This window comes from Roseomonas sp. TS2 (assembly GCF_058833935.1).
Genome location: NZ_JCACVY010000092.1, coordinates 1 through 17074 on the forward strand (window position 1 = coordinate 1; position 17074 = coordinate 17074).

The 17074-nt window shown below is 72.5% G+C and carries 19 protein-coding genes and 1 pseudogene; 11 read left to right on the plus strand and 9 right to left on the minus strand.

Translation table 11 applies throughout. The annotated features are described in order from the left end of the window. Nucleotides 1-312: pseudogene (locus tag ACZJYS_RS14775) on the plus strand (hypothetical protein); the annotation flags it as partial. Between the two features lie 68 nt (nucleotides 313-380). Next, a complete protein-coding gene (locus ACZJYS_RS14780) occupies nucleotides 381-1370 on the plus strand; it encodes a Bug family tripartite tricarboxylate transporter substrate binding protein (RefSeq protein WP_379652131.1) in 990 nt (329 codons plus the stop codon). 42 nt (nucleotides 1371-1412) lie between these two features. On the opposite strand, the gene ACZJYS_RS14785 is transcribed toward ACZJYS_RS14780, so the two are convergent. Further along, nucleotides 1413-2672: an ABC transporter substrate-binding protein gene (locus ACZJYS_RS14785; protein WP_493179301.1), complete on the minus strand. Its 1260-nt coding sequence runs from the start codon at nucleotides 2670-2672 to the stop codon at nucleotides 1413-1415. Nucleotides 2673-2761: 89 nt separating this feature from the next. On the opposite strand from ACZJYS_RS14785, the gene ACZJYS_RS14790 reads away from it, so the two are divergent. From ACZJYS_RS14790 to ACZJYS_RS14820, 7 genes are all read left to right on the plus strand, one after another. After that, nucleotides 2762-3769: an NAD(P)H-quinone oxidoreductase gene (locus ACZJYS_RS14790; RefSeq protein WP_493179303.1), complete on the plus strand. Its 1008-nt coding sequence runs from the start codon at nucleotides 2762-2764 to the stop codon at nucleotides 3767-3769. A 9-nt stretch (nucleotides 3770-3778) separates the two neighbouring features. After that, the gene (locus ACZJYS_RS14795) at nucleotides 3779-4642 is read left to right on the plus strand and encodes a DMT family transporter (RefSeq protein WP_109515182.1); all 864 of its coding nucleotides are present in this window, start codon (nucleotides 3779-3781) and stop codon (nucleotides 4640-4642) included. Nucleotides 4643-4654: 12 nt separating this feature from the next. Beyond that, complete coding sequence (locus ACZJYS_RS14800; RefSeq protein WP_493179305.1) at nucleotides 4655-5419, plus strand: alpha/beta fold hydrolase; 765 nt, start codon at nucleotides 4655-4657, stop codon at nucleotides 5417-5419. A 162-nt stretch (nucleotides 5420-5581) separates the two neighbouring features. After that, on the plus strand, nucleotides 5582-6121 hold the full coding sequence (locus tag ACZJYS_RS14805) for a carboxymuconolactone decarboxylase family protein (protein ID WP_493179307.1): 540 nt from the start codon (nucleotides 5582-5584) through the stop codon (nucleotides 6119-6121). Beyond that, nucleotides 6118-6927, plus strand: a complete 810-nt coding sequence (locus ACZJYS_RS14810; protein WP_493179308.1) for an SDR family NAD(P)-dependent oxidoreductase — start codon at nucleotides 6118-6120, stop codon at nucleotides 6925-6927. Before ACZJYS_RS14805 ends, ACZJYS_RS14810 begins: the two co-directional genes overlap by 4 nt. Nucleotides 6928-6964: 37 nt before the next feature. Further along, on the plus strand, nucleotides 6965-7744 hold the full coding sequence (locus tag ACZJYS_RS14815) for an SDR family NAD(P)-dependent oxidoreductase (RefSeq protein ID WP_245906044.1): 780 nt from the start codon (nucleotides 6965-6967) through the stop codon (nucleotides 7742-7744). 54 nt (nucleotides 7745-7798) lie between these two features. After that, nucleotides 7799-8809, plus strand: coding sequence for a Bug family tripartite tricarboxylate transporter substrate binding protein (locus tag ACZJYS_RS14820; RefSeq protein WP_493179310.1), 1011 nt, complete (start codon nucleotides 7799-7801; stop codon nucleotides 8807-8809). 110 nt (nucleotides 8810-8919) lie between these two features. Here ACZJYS_RS14820 and ACZJYS_RS14825 read toward each other — a convergent pair whose 3' ends face one another. From ACZJYS_RS14825 to ACZJYS_RS14840, 4 genes are read right to left on the minus strand one after another with little or no spacing between them, the layout of a single operon-like run. Then, on the minus strand, nucleotides 8920-9594 hold the full coding sequence (locus ACZJYS_RS14825) for a DNA-3-methyladenine glycosylase family protein (protein ID WP_109515188.1): 675 nt from the start codon (nucleotides 9592-9594) through the stop codon (nucleotides 8920-8922). Then, entirely contained in the window at nucleotides 9594-10871 is a 1278-nt protein-coding gene (locus tag ACZJYS_RS14830; protein WP_493179313.1) for a TRAP transporter large permease, read from the minus strand. The genes ACZJYS_RS14825 and ACZJYS_RS14830 overlap by 1 nt, the downstream gene beginning before the upstream one ends. Then, entirely contained in the window at nucleotides 10868-11446 is a 579-nt protein-coding gene (locus tag ACZJYS_RS14835; RefSeq protein WP_109515190.1) for a TRAP transporter small permease, read from the minus strand. The genes ACZJYS_RS14830 and ACZJYS_RS14835 overlap by 4 nt, the downstream gene beginning before the upstream one ends. A gap of 44 nt (nucleotides 11447-11490) precedes the next feature. Beyond that, the gene (locus ACZJYS_RS14840) at nucleotides 11491-12483 is read right to left on the minus strand and encodes a TRAP transporter substrate-binding protein (protein WP_109515191.1); all 993 of its coding nucleotides are present in this window, start codon (nucleotides 12481-12483) and stop codon (nucleotides 11491-11493) included. Nucleotides 12484-12659: 176 nt separating this feature from the next. Between ACZJYS_RS14840 and ACZJYS_RS14845 the strand changes: the two genes are divergently transcribed. Further along, nucleotides 12660-13871 carry an MFS transporter gene (locus ACZJYS_RS14845; protein ID WP_493179317.1) on the plus strand — a complete coding sequence of 404 codons (1212 nt, stop codon included), beginning with the start codon at nucleotides 12660-12662 and terminating at the stop codon, nucleotides 13869-13871. 22 nt (nucleotides 13872-13893) lie between these two features. Here ACZJYS_RS14845 and ACZJYS_RS14850 read toward each other — a convergent pair whose 3' ends face one another. Genes ACZJYS_RS14850 through ACZJYS_RS14860 form a run of 3 tightly spaced genes read right to left on the minus strand, consistent with a single transcriptional unit; the run spans nucleotide 13894 to nucleotide 15853 of the window. Beyond that, complete coding sequence (locus tag ACZJYS_RS14850; protein WP_281262089.1) at nucleotides 13894-14019, minus strand: hypothetical protein; 126 nt, start codon at nucleotides 14017-14019, stop codon at nucleotides 13894-13896. A 60-nt stretch (nucleotides 14020-14079) separates the two neighbouring features. Next, nucleotides 14080-14409, minus strand: a complete 330-nt coding sequence (locus tag ACZJYS_RS14855) for a YnfA family protein (RefSeq protein ID WP_109515193.1) — start codon at nucleotides 14407-14409, stop codon at nucleotides 14080-14082. 10 nt (nucleotides 14410-14419) lie between these two features. After that, nucleotides 14420-15853 carry an aldehyde dehydrogenase family protein gene (locus ACZJYS_RS14860; protein ID WP_493179319.1) on the minus strand — a complete coding sequence of 478 codons (1434 nt, stop codon included), beginning with the start codon at nucleotides 15851-15853 and terminating at the stop codon, nucleotides 14420-14422. 122 nt (nucleotides 15854-15975) lie between these two features. Here ACZJYS_RS14860 and ACZJYS_RS14865 point away from each other — a divergent pair, with 122 nt between their 5' ends. Beyond that, nucleotides 15976-16761 carry an enoyl-CoA hydratase-related protein gene (locus ACZJYS_RS14865; protein ID WP_109515195.1) on the plus strand — a complete coding sequence of 262 codons (786 nt, stop codon included), beginning with the start codon at nucleotides 15976-15978 and terminating at the stop codon, nucleotides 16759-16761. 18 nt (nucleotides 16762-16779) lie between these two features. Here the strand turns inward: ACZJYS_RS14865 and ACZJYS_RS14870 are convergent. After that, nucleotides 16780-17074 (minus strand): hypothetical protein (locus ACZJYS_RS14870; RefSeq protein ID WP_493179321.1); only part of this gene is annotated, 295 nt, incomplete at its 5' end.

The window sequence follows — 17074 nt, forward strand, 5'->3', positions numbered from 1 at the left end:
CGCGCCGCCTTCGCCGCCGCGCCGGGGGGCCGCGCCACGGCGGCCCCGGCCGGGGAGGCGGCGCTGCGCGGCGCCCCGCCGCTGCTGCTGCTGCACGGGCTGGCGGACGACACGGTGAGCCCCGACCGCTCGCGCGAGCTGGCGGCGCGGCCGGGCGCGCGGGCGCGGCTGGTGCTCTATCCGGGGCTTGGCCATGTCGGCATCGTCGGCGCGCTGGCGCGGCCGGTGCGCGGCCTGGGGCTGGCCGGCGCGCCGGTGCTCGAGGACGTGGCGGGCTTCCTGGCGCCGCTCGGCGCCCGCCCGGCGGGCTGATCGGGGCTGGACGAGAGCCCCCCCGCGCCACGATATAGGCCGCACTTCTAGGAACCGGGAAACGAGACATGCATCTGAACCGTCGGAACCTGATGGGCCTGGGCGCCGCCCTGGCCGCGCCCGCCCTGGTCCCCGGCCTGGCGCGTGCCCAGGGCAACTGGCCGAACCAGCCCATCCGCCTCGTGGTGCCGTTCTCCGCCGGCGGTCCGACCGACATCCCCGCCCGCCTCATTGCCGATGAGCTGTCCAAGCTGCTGCCGCAGCGCGTCATCGTCGAGAACCGCACCGGCGCCGGCACGGTGGTGGGCGCCGACGCGGTGGCCAAGGCGGCGAAGGATGGCCACACCTTCCTCTACACCACCATCGCCCAGGCGGCGATCCGCGCCATCTACCCGACGCTGCCCTTCGACCCGGTGAAGGATTTCACCCCCGTCGCGCTGGCCGGCACCATCCCGATGCTGATGATGGTGAACAAGGACGTGCCGGTGAACTCGCTGCAGGAGCTGATCGCGCTCCTCAAGAAGGACCCGGGCAAGTACGACTATGCCAGCACCGGCAATGGCGCGGCGCTGCACCTGGCCAGCGAGCTGTTCCTGAAGCAGGCGGGCGGGCTGAAGGTGAACCATGTGCCCTACCGCGGCTCGGCGGCGGCGATGCCGGACCTGCTGAACGGCACCGTGACGATGATGCTCGACGTCGCCAACAGCGCGCTGCCCTTCGTGCAGCGCGGCGAGGTGAAGGGGCTGGCCATCTCCTCGGCGCAGCGCATCCCGCAGCTGCCCGACATGCCGACCTTCCAGGAAGCGGGCGTGCCCGGCTACGAGGCCTATACCTGGCACATGGTGCTGGCGCCCGCCGGCACGCCGGAGCCGGTCGTCACCCGCATGAACGCCCTCATCAACCAGGTGATGGCAATGGACACGGTGAAGGCGCGCCTGGCCGACCTGACCATGCAGACCCGCAGCGACACGACGCCGGAGACGACCCGGAAGTGGCTGACTGACGAGATCGCCAAGTGGGAGCCGATCATCAAGGAAGCCGGCATCAAGGCCGACTGACGAGAGGCTGCGCCGGGGCGGCAGGCCTCCCCGGCGCCTGTCTCATCCCATCTCGCCGCGCGGCAGCGCCGCCGCGGCGCTGTCGGGGAACACGGCCTGCGCCTGCCCGGCCTGCCATTGCGCCAGCACCGGCTGGGCGCGCAGGTTCTGCCCTGTCTCGTCGAAGGCCGCGCCCCAGCCGAAGGGCGCATCGCGCTCCTCGATCGTGGTGGCGAGCACGGCGGCGCGGATCCTCTCCTTGTCGGCCGAGCCGGCGCGGTGCAGCGCGTCGAGGAAGATGCGCGCCCCCGCATGGTTGGCGAGGCTGTGGCAGGAACGCGGGTCGTGCCCGTACTTGGCGCGATAGGCCTCGGCGAGCTGCCGCGCATCGACCCCCATGCGCCCGGTGGTGGCGTAGGGCGGGAAATCCACCACCATCACCCCCTCGAAGCCCGAGCCCAGGCTGCGCGCCGTGTCCACCATGCTGTAGGCGCCGCCGCCGCCGATCACCATGCGCGGCCGCCAGCCGGCCTCCTTCATGGCGCGGAACAGCAGCATGACATCGGCCTCGTGCCCGGTGTGCAGCAGGAGCTGCGCATCGGCGGCGCGCAGCCGCTGCACCAACCCCGGCAGGTCCTGCCCCCCCGGCCCATAGGCGAAGCGCCCGAGCAGCGTGGCCTCGGCCGGCAGCCCGGCCTCCTGCGCGGCGGCGACGCTCTGCCCGTGCAGCGCGTCCTCGTGCAGGATGGCCAGGCGCAGGCCGGAGAGCGGCATCCGCCACAGCAGCGGCAGCAGCCAGCGCGTGGCGCGCAGCGACAGGGCGGCGAAGTCCTGCCCGCGCGGGCAGCTGCGGAACAGGTAGCGGAAGCCGCGCGCGGTGATCGAATCGGCCACCGCGCCCAGCTCGAAATAGGGAATGCCGGCCAGCTCCGCCACCTGCGAGGCGGCGAAGGAGAGCGGCGAGACGCCGCTGCCGAACACCGCCGCCACGCGCTCCGTGCCGGTCAGGCGGCGCGCGGCCTCGGCGGCCTGGGGCGCGTCGCTGGCCTCCGCCTTCACCAGCCGCAGCGGCCGGCCGAACACGCCGCCCGCCTCGTTGCGCGCCTCCACCGCCAGCTCCAGCCCGCGGAAGCTCTCATCGCCCAGCAGCGCCAGCGGGCCGGAGGCGGGGTAGAGCGCGCCGATGCGCAACTCCGGGCCGGCGGGGAGGGGGCCACGCGTCTGCGCCGCGGCACGGCCGATCACGGCAGGAGCGGCCAGCAACGCCAGCAGGGCACGGCGCGGGGCCGGCGCGGCCGGGGCGGGGCCGCCATGATGCATCATGTGACATGCTCGTGCTTGGCTTGACGGAACGCGGCGGTGCGTCGACCCTCCGGAGCCTGCCATACCGAAACGCGTAAGGAAACGACACCATGGCGACTCTGCCCGCGGAGATGACCTATATCGACCATGGCGAGGGCGGCGGTCCCGAGGTGCTGGTGCCGGCGCGCGGCCCCGTGCCGCAGCCGAAGCCGGACGAGGTGCTGGTGCGCGTGATGGCGGTGGGCGTGAACCGGCCCGACGTGCAGCAGCGCAAGGGGCTGTATCCGCCGCCGCCCGGTGCCAGCCCCATCGCCGGGCTGGAACTGGCCGGTGAGGTGGTGGCCGTGGGCGCCGAGGTGCGCCGCTACAAGGTGGGCGACCGGGTCTGCGCGCTGGCCAATGGCGGCGCCTATGCCGAGTACTGCACCGCGCCCGAGGCGCAGACGCTGCCCTGGCCGGCGGGCTTCGACGCGCTGCGCGCCGCCGCCCTGCCGGAGACCTACTTCACCGTCTGGGCCAACCTGTTCGGCCATGGCCGGCTGGCCGCGGGCGAGACGGTGCTGATCCATGGCGGCACCTCGGGCATCGGCGTCACCGCCATCCAGCTTGCCAAGGCGTTCGGCGCCCGGGTGCTGGCCACCGCCGGCAGCACGGAGAAGTGCGCGGCGATGCTGAAGCTCGGCGCGGACGCCGCCATCAACTACAAGGAGCAGGATTTCACCGCCGAGGTGAAGCGGCTGACCGACGGGCGCGGCGTCGACGTGCTGCTCGACATGGTCGGCGCCGACTACTTCCAGCGCAACCTGCGCTGCATGGCCAAGGACGGGCGGCTGGTGATCATCGCCTTCCTCAGCGGGCACGAGGCGGAGAAGGTCGATCTGCGCCCGATCATGGTGAAGCGCCTGACGGTAACGGGCAGCACCATGCGCCCGCGCACCACCGCCGAGAAGGGCGAGATCGCCCGCGCGCTGGAGGAGAAGGTGTGGCCGCTGCTGGCCCGCGGCGAATGCGCGCCGGTGATCCATGCCACCTTCCCGCTGGCCAAGGCCGGCGAGGCCCACGCGCTGATGGAGAGCAGCGCGCATATCGGCAAGATCATGCTGACCGTCGCAGAGTAGCCCGCGCGTATGCTCCGCCTCGCCGATCTGCGCCTACTCCTCATCGCGGTCACGCTGTTCGGCGGGGCCTGGCCCGTCACCAAGGCGGCGCTGGCGGACGCGACGCCGCTCTGGTTCGCGGTGTCGCGCACCCTGCTGGGGGCGCTGGTGGCGTTCCTGCTGCTGGCCGCCACGCGGCGTCTGCGCTGGCCGGCGCGGCAGGACTGGCCGGCGGTGCTGGCGGTGGGCTTCCTGCAGCTCGGCGGCTTCTTTGCCCTGTCGCACATGGCGGTGGCGCTGGTGCCGGCGGGGCGCACCGCGGTGCTGGCCAACGTCACCATCTACTGGCTGGTGCCGATGTCGGTGCTGCTGCTGGGCGAGGCTGTCTCGGCGCAGCGCTGGGTGGCGGCGGGGCTGGGGCTCGCCGGGGTGGCGGCGCTGGCCGGCCCCTGGGCGGTGGACTGGAGCGACCCCGACATGCTGCTGGGCCACGGCATGCTGGTGCTGGCGGCGCTGCTCTGGTCCTGTGCCATCATCGCCACGCGCCGCTTCCCGCCGCGCCAGACCATGCTGGAGAACCTGCCCTGGTGCTTCCTGCTGGGCGGCATGGTGCTGCTGCCGATGGCGCTGCTGCGCGAGCCGCAGGGCGGCATCGGCCCCGGCGCCTACTGGCACGCGGCGCTGATCGGCGGGATCGTGGCGCCGCTCGGCACCTGGGCGGTGATCGAGGCGGGCCGCCGCCTGCCGGGGGCGGTGGCGGCGGTGGGCTTCCTGCTGGCGCCGGCCATCGGCGTCGTCATCTCCACCCTCTGGCTGGGCGAGCCGGTGGGGTGGGACGTCATCATCGGCGGCGGGCTGATCGCCGCCAGCGTCATCGTCGCCACGCGCGGCTGAGGGGGAGAGGCCATGCGGCTGCGCGCGGTCGAGCTGGGCGAGGGGGCGCCGCTGGTGCTGCTGCACGGGCTGTTCGGCCAGGCGCAGAACTTCGCCAGCGTGCAGAAGATGCTGGCGGCGGACCGCCGCGTCGTCGCCCTCGACCTGCGCAACCACGGCCAGTCACCGCACGATGCGGCGATGGACTACCCGGCGCTGGCGGAGGATGTGGCCGAGACCCTGGCGGCGCTCGGCACCGGCCCGGTGGACCTGCTCGGCCATTCCATGGGCGGCAAGGTGGCGATGACCCTCGCCCTGACCCGGCCGGAGGCGGTGGCGCGGCTGGTGGTGGCGGACATCGCGCCGGTGGCCTACCCGCCCGCCTTCCGCCCCTATGCCGAGGCCATGCAGGCCCTGCCGCTCCACCCCGGCCTGAGCCGGCGCGAGGCCGATGCGGCGCTCGCGGAGGCGGTGCCCTCCGCCGGGGTCCGCGGCTTCCTGCTACAGAACCTCGACCTCGGCGCGAAGCCGCCGGAATGGCGCATCGGGCTCGATGCCATCGCTGCCGCACTGCCCGCCATCGAGGCGGCGCCGCCGCTGCCGGAAGGTGCCCGCTTCGGGGGGCCGACGCTGGTGCTGGGCGGCGAGAACTCCGACTACATCCGCCCCGAGCACCGGCCGCTGTTCCGCGCGCTGTTCCCCGCCGCGCGCTTCGGCACGGTGAAGGGGGCGGGGCACTGGCTGCACGCCGAGAAGCCGGAAGGCTTCGTCGCCGCGCTGGGCGCCTTCCTGGGCTGAAGGCAGGGCCGGGGGCTGAAGGGCGGCGCCGGTTGACCCCGGCGGCCCGCTGGTGTTCCGTGGACGGAGACCAACAAGAACCGTTCCAGGAAACGCGCAGGCCGCCCCCGCCAGCAGAGCGCCGATGACGCCAGGGCCGGCCCGCAGGATGAGGAAACGCCCTTGGCCCGCATTCCCTATGCCGACCCGAACGCGCCCGGGACGCGCCCGCTGGTGGAGCGCATCGTGCGCGAGCGGGGCAGCCTGCTGCACCTCTACGCCATGCTGCTGCACAGCGGCCCGGTGGCCGAGGGGTGGCTGCGCTACCTCACCGCCATCCGCCATGAATGCACGCTGCCGGGCGCGCTGCGGGAGCTGGTGATCATGCGCATCGCCCATCTCAACGGCGCGCCCTACGAGGCGGAGCAGCACGCGCCCATCGCCCTGAAGGAAGGCATGACCCAGGCGCAGCTCGACGCGCTGGCCGACTGGCAGGGCAGCGAAGCCTTCGACGACACGCAGCGCGCCGTGCTGGCCTACTGCGATTCGATGACCCGCGAGGTCCATGTGCCGGACGCCGTCTTCGCCGCGGTGCGCCAGCGGCTCGACGCGCGCGACCTGGTGGAGCTGACGGCCACGATCGGCGCCTACAACATGGTCTCGCGCTTCCTGGAGGCGATGGGCGTCGATGCGCGCGACCCGCTGCCGGACGTCACCGCGTGAGGGCGCTGGAGGGGCGCGTCGCCTTCGTCACCGGCTGCGGCTCGCAGGGGCCGGGCTGGGGCAATGGCAAGGCCATCGCCGTCACCTTCGCCCGCGCCGGCGCCCGCGTCTATGGCGTGGACCGCGACCCGGCGGCGGCGGCGGAGACGCAGCGCCTCGTCGGGGCCGAGGGCGGCGAGATGCTGGTGGGCACCGGCGACGTGACGGACCGCGCCACGGTGGAGGCTCTGGTCGCCGATTGCGTCGCCCGCCTCGGCCGGGTGGACATCCTGGTGAACAATGTCGGCCTCTCCCTGCCGGGCGACCCGGCGACCATGGAGGAGGCGGTCTGGGACAGCCAGATCGACGTGAACCTCAAGAGCGCCTTCCTCTGCTGCAAGGCGGTGCTGCCGCTGATGGAGGCGCAGGGCAGGGGCGCGGTGGTCTCGATCGCCTCCACGGCGGCCATCCGCTACACGGGCAAGCCGCAGGCGGGCTACGCGGCGGCCAAGGCGGGGCTGGTGCAGTTCAGCCGCGTGGTGGCGGTGGACTATGCGCGGCGCGGCGTGCGGCTCAACTGCGTGCTGCCGGGGCTGATGAACACGCCGCTCGTCGAGAAGCTCGCCGGCCAGTTCGCCAGCGGCGAGACAGGGATGGACCGCGACGCCTTCTACGCCCGCCGCCACGCCCAGGTGCCGATGGGCCATATGGGCGAGGCCTGGGACGTGGCGGAGGCCGCGCTGTTCCTGGCCTCGGACGCGGCGAAATACATCACGGGGACGGAAATCCTGGTCGATGGCGGCCTCTGCGCCGCCGTGCGCGCGTGAGCGGGGGGCTTTGAGCATGTTGCGGCTGGATGGAAAGGTGGCCTTCGTGACCGGCGCCGGCTCGGCAGGGCCGGGCTGGGGCAATGGCAAGGCCACGGCGGTGCTGATGGCGCGCCAGGGCGCCTGGGTCTTCGCGCTCGACAACCGTGCCGAGGCGGCGGAGGAGACGGTGGCCATCATCCGCGCCGAGGGCGGCGAGGCCACCGCGCATGTGGCCGACGTCACCGCCGCCGCACAGGTGGCCGAGGCGGTGGAGGCCTGCGTCACCGCCTATGGCGGCATCGACATCCTGGTGAACAATGTCGGCGGCTCCTTCCCCGGCGGTGCCGAGAGCCTTTCCGAAGAGGACTGGGAGCGGCAGATCGACTTCAACCTGCGCAGCGCCTTCCTCTGCTGCAAGCACGCGCTGCCGCATCTGCGCGCCCGGGGGAAGGGGGCCATCGTCAATCTCTCCTCCATCGCCGCGCTGCGGATGAGCGCGGACCGGCCGCACATCGCCTACAGCGCCTCGAAATACGGCATCGTGGCGCTGACCAAGTCGGTCGCCATGGAGCAGGCGCGTCAGGGGGTACGCTGCAACACGGTGGTGCCGGGGCTGATGCACACGCCGCTTGTCGAGCACCGGCTGGTGCGCCAGCTCGGCGCCAACGACGCGGCGCAGCTCATCGCGAAGCGCAACGCCCAGGTGCCGATGGGCCAGATGGGCGACGCCTGGGACATCGCCCATGCCGTGCTGTTCCTGGCCTCCGACGAGGCCAGGCACATCACCGGCACGGAGCTCATCGTCGATGGGGGGATCTCCGCGGCGATGCCTTAGCCACCACAACAACGCGACCGGCGGATAAGCCGGCGCACAGGGGAGGAGAATGGGATGACGGGCTTCAACGGAAACGGTGCCGGCCGGCGCGGTGTGCTGGCGGGTGCAGCGGGCTTGGCGGCGGTGGCCTGGAGCGGCGCGCGGCCGGCCATCGCCCAGGGGAAATTCCCCAGCCGGCCGATCAGCATCGTGGTGCCGATCCCGGCCGGGGGCGGCACCGATTACGCGGCGCGGCTGATCGCCGAGCCGATGGCGCAGATCCTCGGCCAGCCCGTGGTGGTGGAGAACCGCCCCGGCGGCAACGACGTGATCGGGCTGATGCATGTGGCCCGCTCGCAGCCGGACGGGCACACGCTGCTGATGGGCTATTGCGGCACCATGGCCGGGCGCGCCGCCATCGGCGGCACCGGCAGCGTCAGCACCACCGAGGATTTCGTGCCGATCGGGCAGGTCTCGGACACGCCGCAGCTCTTCGTGGTGCACCCTTCGGTGCCGGCGAAGACGCTGCCGGAGTTCATCGCCCACGCCAAGGCCAACCCGGGCAAGCTCAGCTACGCCTCGGCCGGCAACGGCTCCATGCACCACCTGGGCACCGAGCTGCTGAAGTCTCGTGCCGGGATCGACATGCTGCACGTACCCTATCGCGGCACGGGGGAGACGATCAGCGACCTGATCGCCGGCCGCATCCAGTTCTACATGAACTCGCCGCCGCCCCTGGTGGCACTGGTGCGAGACGGGCGGGTGCGGCCGCTCTGCGTCAGCTCCAACGATCGGCATCCGGGCCTGCCGGAGATCCCCTCGCTGACTGAGGCCAGCGGGCTGCGCGACCTGCCGCTGAATGTCTGGTTCGCACTCTACGCGCCGAAGGCGGTGCCGGCCGAGGTGCGGGCGCAACTCTCGAAGGCCATGGAAACGGCGCTGGCCGAGGAGGGGCTGCGCCGCCGTGCCTTTGAGGCCGGCTCGCTGGTGCGCTTCGAGGGGCCGGAGGCGGTCTCGGCGCGGCTTGCGCGCGAGATCGGCGGGTGGAAGGATATCGCCCAGGCGGCGAATATCCGGGCGGATTGAGGAAGACGTTCTTTTTTGGAAAAAAGAACCAAAAACCTTTTTGTCAGTTTGGTGCTGCGCCAGACTGACAAAGTCTTTTTGCTTCTTTTTCTTCAGAAAAAGAAGGTTCTTCAAATCGCCTGGGGCGCCTTGAACTTCCCTTCCTTGTGGAGATCCGCCGCGCGCCAGAGATACCAGGCGGCGGCGGAGCGGTAGGGTGCCCAGGCCAGCCCGATCTCGGCCAGGGCCTTCGGCTTCGGCTGGGCATCGAGGCCGGCGGCAAGCCGGTAGCCCTCGCGCACGCCGAAATCGTCCACCGGCAGGATGTCCGGCCGGCCGAGGGTGAAGATCAGCAGCATCTCCACCGTCCAGCGGCCGACGCCGCGCAGCGCCACCAGCCGCTCGACCAGCTCCTCGTCGGGCAGGCGGGCGGCGGCGCGGCGGGTCGGCACCAGCCCGCCCACGCTCTTCAGCGCGATGTCGCGGATGGCGGCGCACTTCGCGCCGGAGAAGCCGCAGCCGCGCAAGCCCTCCTCCGGCAGGGCCAGCACCCCCTCGGGGTGCGGGAAGTCCTGGCCGGGAAAGAGGGCGATCAGCCGGTTCAGCATCGCCTCGGCGGCGCGGCCATGCACCTGCTGGTGGGCGATGGCGCGCACCAGCGCCTCGTAGGGCTCGCGCTGGATGGGCTTCAGGGTCATGGCGCCCACCTGCCGCACCACCGGCCCCAGCACGGGGTCGGCGGCGAGGTGGGCGCGGGCGGCGCGGGGGCTGAGGCCCCGCGCGACGGGCCGCGCGGGCGCGCGCATCAGCGGAAGATCAGGTGCGGCAGCACCAGGGTCAGCGCCGGGACATAGGTGATCAGCATCAGGCAGGCGATGATGACGGCGATGAAGACGAAGAGATAGCGCATCATCGTCTCGATGCCGCAGCCGGCCACCTGCGCCGCGGCGAAGAGGTTCACGCCGAAGGGCGGCGTGATCATGCCGAGCGCCAGGTTCACCACCATGATGGTGCCGAAATGCACCCCGTCGATGCCGAAGCGCTGCGCCGCGTCGGCCAGGATCGGCGCGAGCACGATGATGCTGGCGCTGGTCTCGACGAACATGCCGACGACGAACAGGAAGATGTTGGCGCCGAACAGGAAGCTTCCGGCGCCGTCGAAGGTCTCCACCAGCCAGGCGGCGGCGGCGTCCGGCACGCCCTGGCGGTTCAGCAGGTAGGAGAACAGCGCGGCGCAGGCGATGATGAACATGATCACCGCCGAGGAGATCACCGACTTGCGGAAGATCGGGTAGAGATCCCGCCAGGACAGCTCGCGGTGGAGGAACATGCCGACGAGGATGGCGTAGAACACGGCGATGACGCTGGCCTCGGTCGGCGTCGTCACGCCGCCATAGATGCCGCCCAGCACCACCACCGGCATCAGCAGCGCGAAGCCCGCCTGGCGCAGCGCGGCCAGGAAGGGCAGGCGCCCGTCGCCATCCTGCTTGCCCCAGCCCTTGATGCGGCACCACACCAGCACGGTGGCGATCAGCGCGCCGGCGACCAGCGCCCCCGGCACGAAGCCGGCGATGAACAGCTCGGGGATCGAGACCTGGGTGGTCACGCCGTAGAGGATCATCGGGATGGAGGGGGGGATGATGACGCCGAGCTCGGCCGCCGTGGCCTGCAGCGCCGCCGCGAAGCCCACCGGGTAGCCGTGCTTGACCAGCGCCGGGATCATGATGGTGCCGATGGCGAAGGTGGTGGCCACCGAGGAGCCGCTGATGGCGGCGAAGATCATGCAGGTGATGACGCAGGTGGCCGGCAGCCCGCCCTGCACCCCGCCCACCATGGATTTGGCAAACTCGACGAGGCGGCGGCTGATGCCGCCCACATCCATCAAATTGCCCGCCAGGATGAAGAAGGGGATGGCGGCGAGCGGGAACTTGTCCAGCGCCACGAAGATCTGCTGCGCCGCGACGATCATCGGGAAGCGCGTCCAGCCCTCGATGCCGAGGATGGCGGCCAGCCCGATGGCGACGGCGACGGGGATGCCGGCGGCGAAGCCCACCAGCATCACGGTGATCATGGCGCCGGTCATACCGCGGCCTCCAGCTCGGCCGAGCGGCGGTCGAGGAAATTGCCGAGCGCGCCCAGCATGGCGAAGAGCGCGCCGAGCGGGATGGCGGCGTAGCCCCAGGACATCGAGACCTCGAGCCCCGCCATCTCCTGGAACTTCACGCGCTGCGCCATGCTCCAGCCGAACCAGAACAGCACGCCCATCAGCGAGAGGCTGGAGGCCAGCGAGGCCGCCTCCAGGCCGCGCCGCAGGCCGCCACGGCTGTAGCGGTGCGCCATGTCGATGGAGACGAGCGCCCCCGCGCGCAGCGCCACGGCCAGGCCGAGCATGGCCATCCAGATCAGCGCGGTGCGCACCAGCGCCTCGCTCCAGACCGAGGGCGTCTCGGTGGCGAAGCGGGCGATCACCTGCCAGAGCCCGGCGAAGCAGGCCACGGCCAGGGCGAGGCAGGCCGCCACGGCGGCGAGCTCCGTTGCCACCCGGTCGAGCCCGAGGATGGCGCGGCGCGCCGGCTCGGCGCGGGCGCCGATCCAGAGCGCCAGCAGCGTGCCGAGCAGGCTGGCCACGCCGATGACGAGCAGCGGCACGGTGTTCATGGGCGGTTGCGCCGCGCGGCGGCCCGGTGCGTGGCCGGGGGGGCTTACTGGGCCGGCTTCCAGTCGCGCAGGCGGGCCAGCAGCTTGCCGTCCAGCTCCTTCTCGTACTGCGCGAAGGCGGCCGCCAGCGCCGTCTGGAACTGCGCGGTATCGACGCTGGTGACGACGGTCATGCCGCGGCGGCGCAGTTCGTCCACGCCGCTCTGCTCGTCGGCCGTCACCTTGGCGCGGTTGGCGTCGCGCCCGGCCTTGGCGGCCTCCATGAACATCGTCTTCTCCGCCGCGCTCAGCCGGCCCCACAGGGCGGGGGAGCCGATCAGCAGCGCCGGCGAGTAGACGTGGCCGGTCAGCGTCAGGTACTTCTGCACCTGGTTGATGTTGTTGGCGACGATGACGGGGATGGGGTTCTCCTGGCCATCGACCGTGCCCTGCTGCAGCGCCGGGATCAGCTCGGAGAAGGCCATCGGCGTGGGCAGCGCGCCGAGGGTGGAGAAGGCGCGCATATGCACCTGGTTCTCCATGGTGCGCACCTTCAGGCCGCGGATGTCGGCAGGCGTGCTCACCTCGCGGCGGCTGTTGGTCAGGTGGCGGAAGCCGTTCTCCATCCACATCACGCCGACCAGCCCGCGCGCCTGGAACTTCGCCAGGATCTCCTGCCCGATGGCGGAATCCAGCGCGCCGCGCGCATGGGCGTAGTCGCGGAACAGGAAGGGCACGTCCACCGTCCGCACTTCCGGCACGAAATTGCCGACCGGGCCGGTGGAGGTTATGGTGAAGTCCAGCGTGCCGATCTGCACGCTCTCGATCATCTCGCGCTCATTGTCGTTGCGCTGGATGGTGACGCGGTACTTGCCGTTGGAGAGCTTCTCCAGCGTCTCCTTGAAGGCCGTCGCGCCCGCGCCGTAATGGCTGTTGGCGGTGGGCAGCGGGTGCTGGACGGTGATCTCGGTCTGGGCGCGGGCGGGGCCGGCGGCCAGGATGGCGGTGAAGCCGGCGGCCATCCCGAAGGCCAGCGCGTGGCGGCGCAGCATGCTCATGGCGTCATGTCCTCCCACGGCGCGGTTCGGCCCGCGCCGCCTGTGGCGTCACTTCTAGGGGAGGCACAGGCCGGTTTCAATGTGTTGCGACGCAACCGTTCTCACGGTGCGGGGACAGGCGGTGACCGGGCCCCCGGCATGCCGCATGTTGCGCGGTTCATCGCCCGGACCGCTTCATGACCCAGCCTGCCGCCGACGAGGCGCCCTATATCGAGCGCGGCACGCCGGCCTTCCGCCGTACCAATCTGGCCTTCATCTGCGCCGGCTTCGCCACCTTCGCGCTGCTCTACTGCGCCCAGCCGCTGCTACCGGCCTTCGCGGAAGCCTTCTCCATCAGCCCGGCGGCGAGCAGCCTGGCGCTCTCCCTGCCCACGGCGGTGATGGCGGTGTGCATGCTGCTGGCCAGCGCCGCCTCCGAGGCGCTGGGGCGCAAGCCGGTGATGCTGGTCTCGGTGCTGGCCTCGGCGCTGCTGACCATCGCCGCCGCCTTCGCGCCGGGCTGGGAGAGCTTCCTGCTGCTGCGCGCCCTGCTCGGCATCGCGCTCAGCGGCCTGCCGGCGGTGGCCATGGCCTACATCACCGAGGAGCTGCACCCCCGCTCCAGCGGCTATGCCATGGGCCTCTACATCAGCGGCACGGCGATGGGCGGCATGGCCGGGCGCGTCGTCTCCGGGCTGCTGCTGGAGGCGGGGGGCTGGCGCGGCTCGGTGGGCATTATCGGGCTGCTGGGGCTGGCCTCGGCCCTGGTGTTCTGGCGCAGCCTGCCGCCCTCGCGGCACTTCCACCCGCGGCCGCTGGCCTGGGGCGGGCTGGCGGCCAATTTCGCCGCGCATCTGCGCGACCCGGGGCTGCGCTGGCTGTTCGCGCTGGGCTTCCTGTTCATGGGCAGCTTCGTCACCGTCTACAACTATGTCGGCTTCCGGCTGCTGGCGCCGCCCTTCGGCCTGCCGCACGGCCTCGTGGCGCTGGTGTTCAGCGTCTATCTGGTGGGCATCGGCAGCTCGGCCTTCGTCGGCGGGCTGTCGGACCGGTTCGGGCGGCGGCGGGTGCTGTGGCTGACGGTGCTGGCCATGCTGGCCGGGCTGGCGCTCACCCTGGCGGCGAGCCTGCCGCTGCTGGTGCTGGGGCTGGCGCTGCTCACCTTCGGCTTCTTCGGCTCGCACGCGCTGGCCAGCGCCTGGGTGGGGCAGCGCGCCGGTGCGGCGAAGGCACAGGCTTCCTCCCTCTACCTCTTCGCCTACTACATGGGGGCCAGCATCATGGGCGCCTCGGGCGGCCTCGCCTGGGCGGCGGCGGGCTGGGCCGGGGTGGCTGCGCTGGTGGGGGTGGCGCTGCTGGCGGCGCTGCTGATCGCGCTGCGGCTGGCGCGGCTGGGCGGCGCGGGCTGAAGGCCGCGCCGCCCGGGCGGGGCTACTGGTAGCCGCCCGTCTTCTCGCGCTCCTTGGCGGCGTCTTCCTGGGTCTTCTCGTCCACCGGCTGCTGGCCGGGCTTGGGGTCCTGGCTCTTCTCGTCGGCGGGCTTGTTCGGCTCGGCCATATCCGGTCCTCCTGGGTTGACCTCAGGGAGAACGGCGCAGGGGGCCGCGGGTTCCGCGCCTCAGGCGCCGCGCGGCGCGAGCAGGATGACCGCCGCGCCGGCCAGGCAGAGCGCCGCGCCCGCCATGTCCCACCGGTCCGGCCGCGCCCCCTCCACCGCCCACATCCAGCCCAGCGAGGCGGCGATATACACGCCCCCATAGGCGGCGAAGGCGCGGCCGGCGGCGCTGCTCTCCACCAGGGTGAGCAGCGCGCCGAACAGCGCCAGGCTGGCCAGCCCCGGCAGCAGCCACCAGCCGGAGCGCCCCAGCCGCAGCACCATCCACAGCGCGTAGCACCCCCCGATCTCCGCCAGCGCGGCGCCGAGATAGACCAGGGCGGTGCGCGCCATGCCCGCCGCCTCAGCCGTGCCGGATGGCGATGGTCTTGAGCGAGGCGAAGCCGGCCAGCGCCGCGAAGCCCTTCTCGCGGCCATGCCCGCTGCGCTTCACGCCGCCGAAGGGCAGCTCCACGCCGCCGCCGGCGCCGTAGTTGTTGACGAAGACCTGCCCGGCCTTGATGCCGCGCGAGAGCCGCATGGCGCGGCCGATATCGGCCGTCCACACCCCCGCCACCAACCCGAACTGGGTGCCGTTGGCGATGGCCAGCGCCTCCGCCTCGTCGGTGAAGCGGATGGCGGTCAGTACGGGGCCGAACACCTCCTCCTGCGCCAGCCGGTGGGTGGGGGCCACGTCGGCCAGCAGGGTGGGCTGCACGTAGTAGCCGCCCTCCGGCGCGTTGGAGGCGATGCGGCCCTGGCCGGCGAGGTTCAGGCCATCATTGCGCGCGAAGTCGAGGAAGCCGTTGACGCGCTTCTGCTGGTCGGCGTTCACCACCGGGCCGAGGTCGAGGTCGCGCTCGGCGGGGCCGGCCTCCAGGCGGCCGAAGCGGCCGGCGAGGTCGGCCACGAAACGGTCGAAGATACCGGCCTGCACCAGCACGCGTGAGCCGGCCGAGCAGGTCTGGCCGGCATTCTGGATGATGCCGTTCATCACCGTCGCCGCCGCCGTGTCGAGGTCGGCGTCCTGGAAGACGAGCTGCGGGCTCTTGCCGCCCAGCTCCAGCGTGACGGGGATGGTGTTCCGCGCCGCCGCCGCCTGCACCAGCGTGCCCACCTCCGGGCTGCCGGTGAAGGAGACGTGGGAAATGCCGGGATGCGCCGTCAGCGCCGCGCCGGCTTCCTCGCCGAGGCCGGTGACGACGTTCCACACCCCTTCGGGGAAGCCTGCCTCCGCCGCCAACTCGGCCAGCATCAGCGAGGAGAGGGAGGCGTCCTCGGCCGGCTTCAGCACGCAGGCATTGCCCATGGCCAGCGCCGCGCCGACCGAGCGGCCGACGATCTGCATCGGGTAGTTCCACGGCACGATGTGGCCGGTGACGCCATGCGGCTCCCACACCGTCAGCACCGTCATGCCGTCGGCGTAGGGGATGGTGTCGCCATGCATCTTGTCGGCGCTGGAGCCGTAGAACTCGAAGTAGCGGGCGCAGGCGGTGGCGTCGGCGCGGGCCTGGCGGATCGGCTTGCCGACGTCGCGGCTCTCGGCCTGGGCCAGCGCCTCGGCGTCGCGCTCGATCAGCGTGGCGAGCCGCGTCAGCAGCCGGCCGCGCTCGGTGGCGGAGAGGCGGCCCCAGGGGCCGTCCAGCGCCGCCTGCGCCGCGCGCACCGCGGCGTCGATCTCGGCCTGCCCGCCGCGCGCGATCCGGGCGAAGGCGTGCCCGTCGGAGGGGTTGATGACGGGGATGTGCCGCTCCGCGGCGATGCTCCTGCCGCCGATCCAGTGGCCGTGGGTCTGCATGAGGCTTCCTCGATTCCGTGCCTGAGGGCGTGGTCTAGAGCAGATCGCGCGCAGGCGGAATTCGCCGGGGCCGCCGCCGCGTGGCAGGATGCGCCGAACACATCCAGGGAAGGAGACAGGGCATGTCCGAGGAACCGGTGCTGCTGGAGGTCGATGCGCGCGGCGTCGCCACCGTCACGCTGAACCGCCCGCAGCGCGGCAACGCCTACAATGGCGCGCTGCTGGCGGCGCTGACCGACGGGCTGGAGCAGCTCGGCCGGGATGCCGCGCTGCGGGCGCTGGTGATCCGCGGCGCGGGGCGCCACTTCCAGGCCGGCGCCGACATCGACTGGCTGAGCGAGGCCGCCGGCGCCACGCCGGAGCAGGCCTTCGCCGCCTCCATGGCCACCACCGAGGCGATGGCGCGGCTCAACGAGTTCCCGCGCCCCACCTTCGCCGTGGTGCAGGGGGCGTGCTTCGGCGGCGGCTGCGGCGTGGTCTGCTGCGTCGATGTGGCGCTGGCGACGCCGGCCGCCCTGTTCGGGCTGAGCGAGGTGCGCGTCGGCGTGGCGCCGACGCCGATCTCGACGCACATGGTGCACGCCATGGGGCTGCGCCAGGCGCGGCGCTACGCCATCACCGGCGAGCGGTTCGACGCGGCCGAGGCGCTGCGTATCGGGCTGGTGCACGAGGTGCACGAGGCGGAGGTGATCGAGGCGCGGCTGGAGGAGATCCTGGCCGAGACGATGCTCTCCGCCCCCGGCGCCATCGCCGTGACCAAGCGGTCGCTGCTGGAGGCGAACGGGCTGGCCCTCTCGCCGCGCGAGATGGCGCAGCTCGCCACCGAATCCTGGATGCAGCGCGCCTCGGCCGAGGGGCGCGAGGGCCTCGCCGCCTTCCGCGAGAAGCGCCGCCCCGGCTGGGCCTGAGGCAGGGCGGGGAGGGGCTCAGCCTCTCCCCGCGCCGGCTTCCAGCCACAGCATCCCCCAGCCAATCAGCAGCACCGCCACCAAGGCCGGCGACAGCAGCCGCCAGAAGCGCGCCGGCCGCGTGCCATCGGCCAGCAGGGCCGCGATCATGGCGGTGACGGCGAAGCTCATCCCGGCGCCCGCCGCGCCGGCGAAGTTGTGCAGCCCGGCGGCCTGCACGGGGGTGAGCCCGGCGGCCTGGCCCAGCGCCACCTGCACCGGCATCAGCGCCGCGTTGGAGCCGACATTGCTGCCGGTGACCAGCCCCGAGACC

Bases quoted from the DNA above. Each gene is read 5' to 3' on its own strand.
- ACZJYS_RS14850 (WP_281262089.1), bottom strand. From the start codon at position 14,019: ATGGCCGAGCCGAACAAGCCCGCCGACGAGAAGAGCCAGGACCCCAAG.
- ACZJYS_RS14780 (WP_379652131.1), top strand. From the start codon at position 381: ATGCATCTGAACCGTCGGAACCTGATGGGCCTGGGCGCCGCCCTGGCC.
- ACZJYS_RS14860 (WP_493179319.1), bottom strand. From the start codon at position 15,853: ATGCAGACCCACGGCCACTGGATCGGCGGCAGGAGCATCGCCGCGGAG.
- ACZJYS_RS14785 (WP_493179301.1), bottom strand. From the start codon at position 2,672: ATGATGCATCATGGCGGCCCCGCCCCGGCCGCGCCGGCCCCGCGCCGT.
- ACZJYS_RS14795 (WP_109515182.1), top strand. From the start codon at position 3,779: ATGCTCCGCCTCGCCGATCTGCGCCTACTCCTCATCGCGGTCACGCTG.
- ACZJYS_RS14830 (WP_493179313.1), bottom strand. From the start codon at position 10,871: ATGACCGGCGCCATGATCACCGTGATGCTGGTGGGCTTCGCCGCCGGC.
- ACZJYS_RS14845 (WP_493179317.1), top strand. From the start codon at position 12,660: ATGACCCAGCCTGCCGCCGACGAGGCGCCCTATATCGAGCGCGGCACG.
- ACZJYS_RS14800 (WP_493179305.1), top strand. From the start codon at position 4,655: ATGCGGCTGCGCGCGGTCGAGCTGGGCGAGGGGGCGCCGCTGGTGCTG.
- ACZJYS_RS14855 (WP_109515193.1), bottom strand. From the start codon at position 14,409: ATGGCGCGCACCGCCCTGGTCTATCTCGGCGCCGCGCTGGCGGAGATC.
- ACZJYS_RS14820 (WP_493179310.1), top strand. From the start codon at position 7,799: ATGACGGGCTTCAACGGAAACGGTGCCGGCCGGCGCGGTGTGCTGGCG.
- ACZJYS_RS14865 (WP_109515195.1), top strand. From the start codon at position 15,976: ATGTCCGAGGAACCGGTGCTGCTGGAGGTCGATGCGCGCGGCGTCGCC.
- ACZJYS_RS14840 (WP_109515191.1), bottom strand. From the start codon at position 12,483: ATGAGCATGCTGCGCCGCCACGCGCTGGCCTTCGGGATGGCCGCCGGC.
- ACZJYS_RS14825 (WP_109515188.1), bottom strand. From the start codon at position 9,594: ATGCGCGCGCCCGCGCGGCCCGTCGCGCGGGGCCTCAGCCCCCGCGCC.
- ACZJYS_RS14835 (WP_109515190.1), bottom strand. From the start codon at position 11,446: ATGAACACCGTGCCGCTGCTCGTCATCGGCGTGGCCAGCCTGCTCGGC.
- ACZJYS_RS14790 (WP_493179303.1), top strand. From the start codon at position 2,762: ATGGCGACTCTGCCCGCGGAGATGACCTATATCGACCATGGCGAGGGC.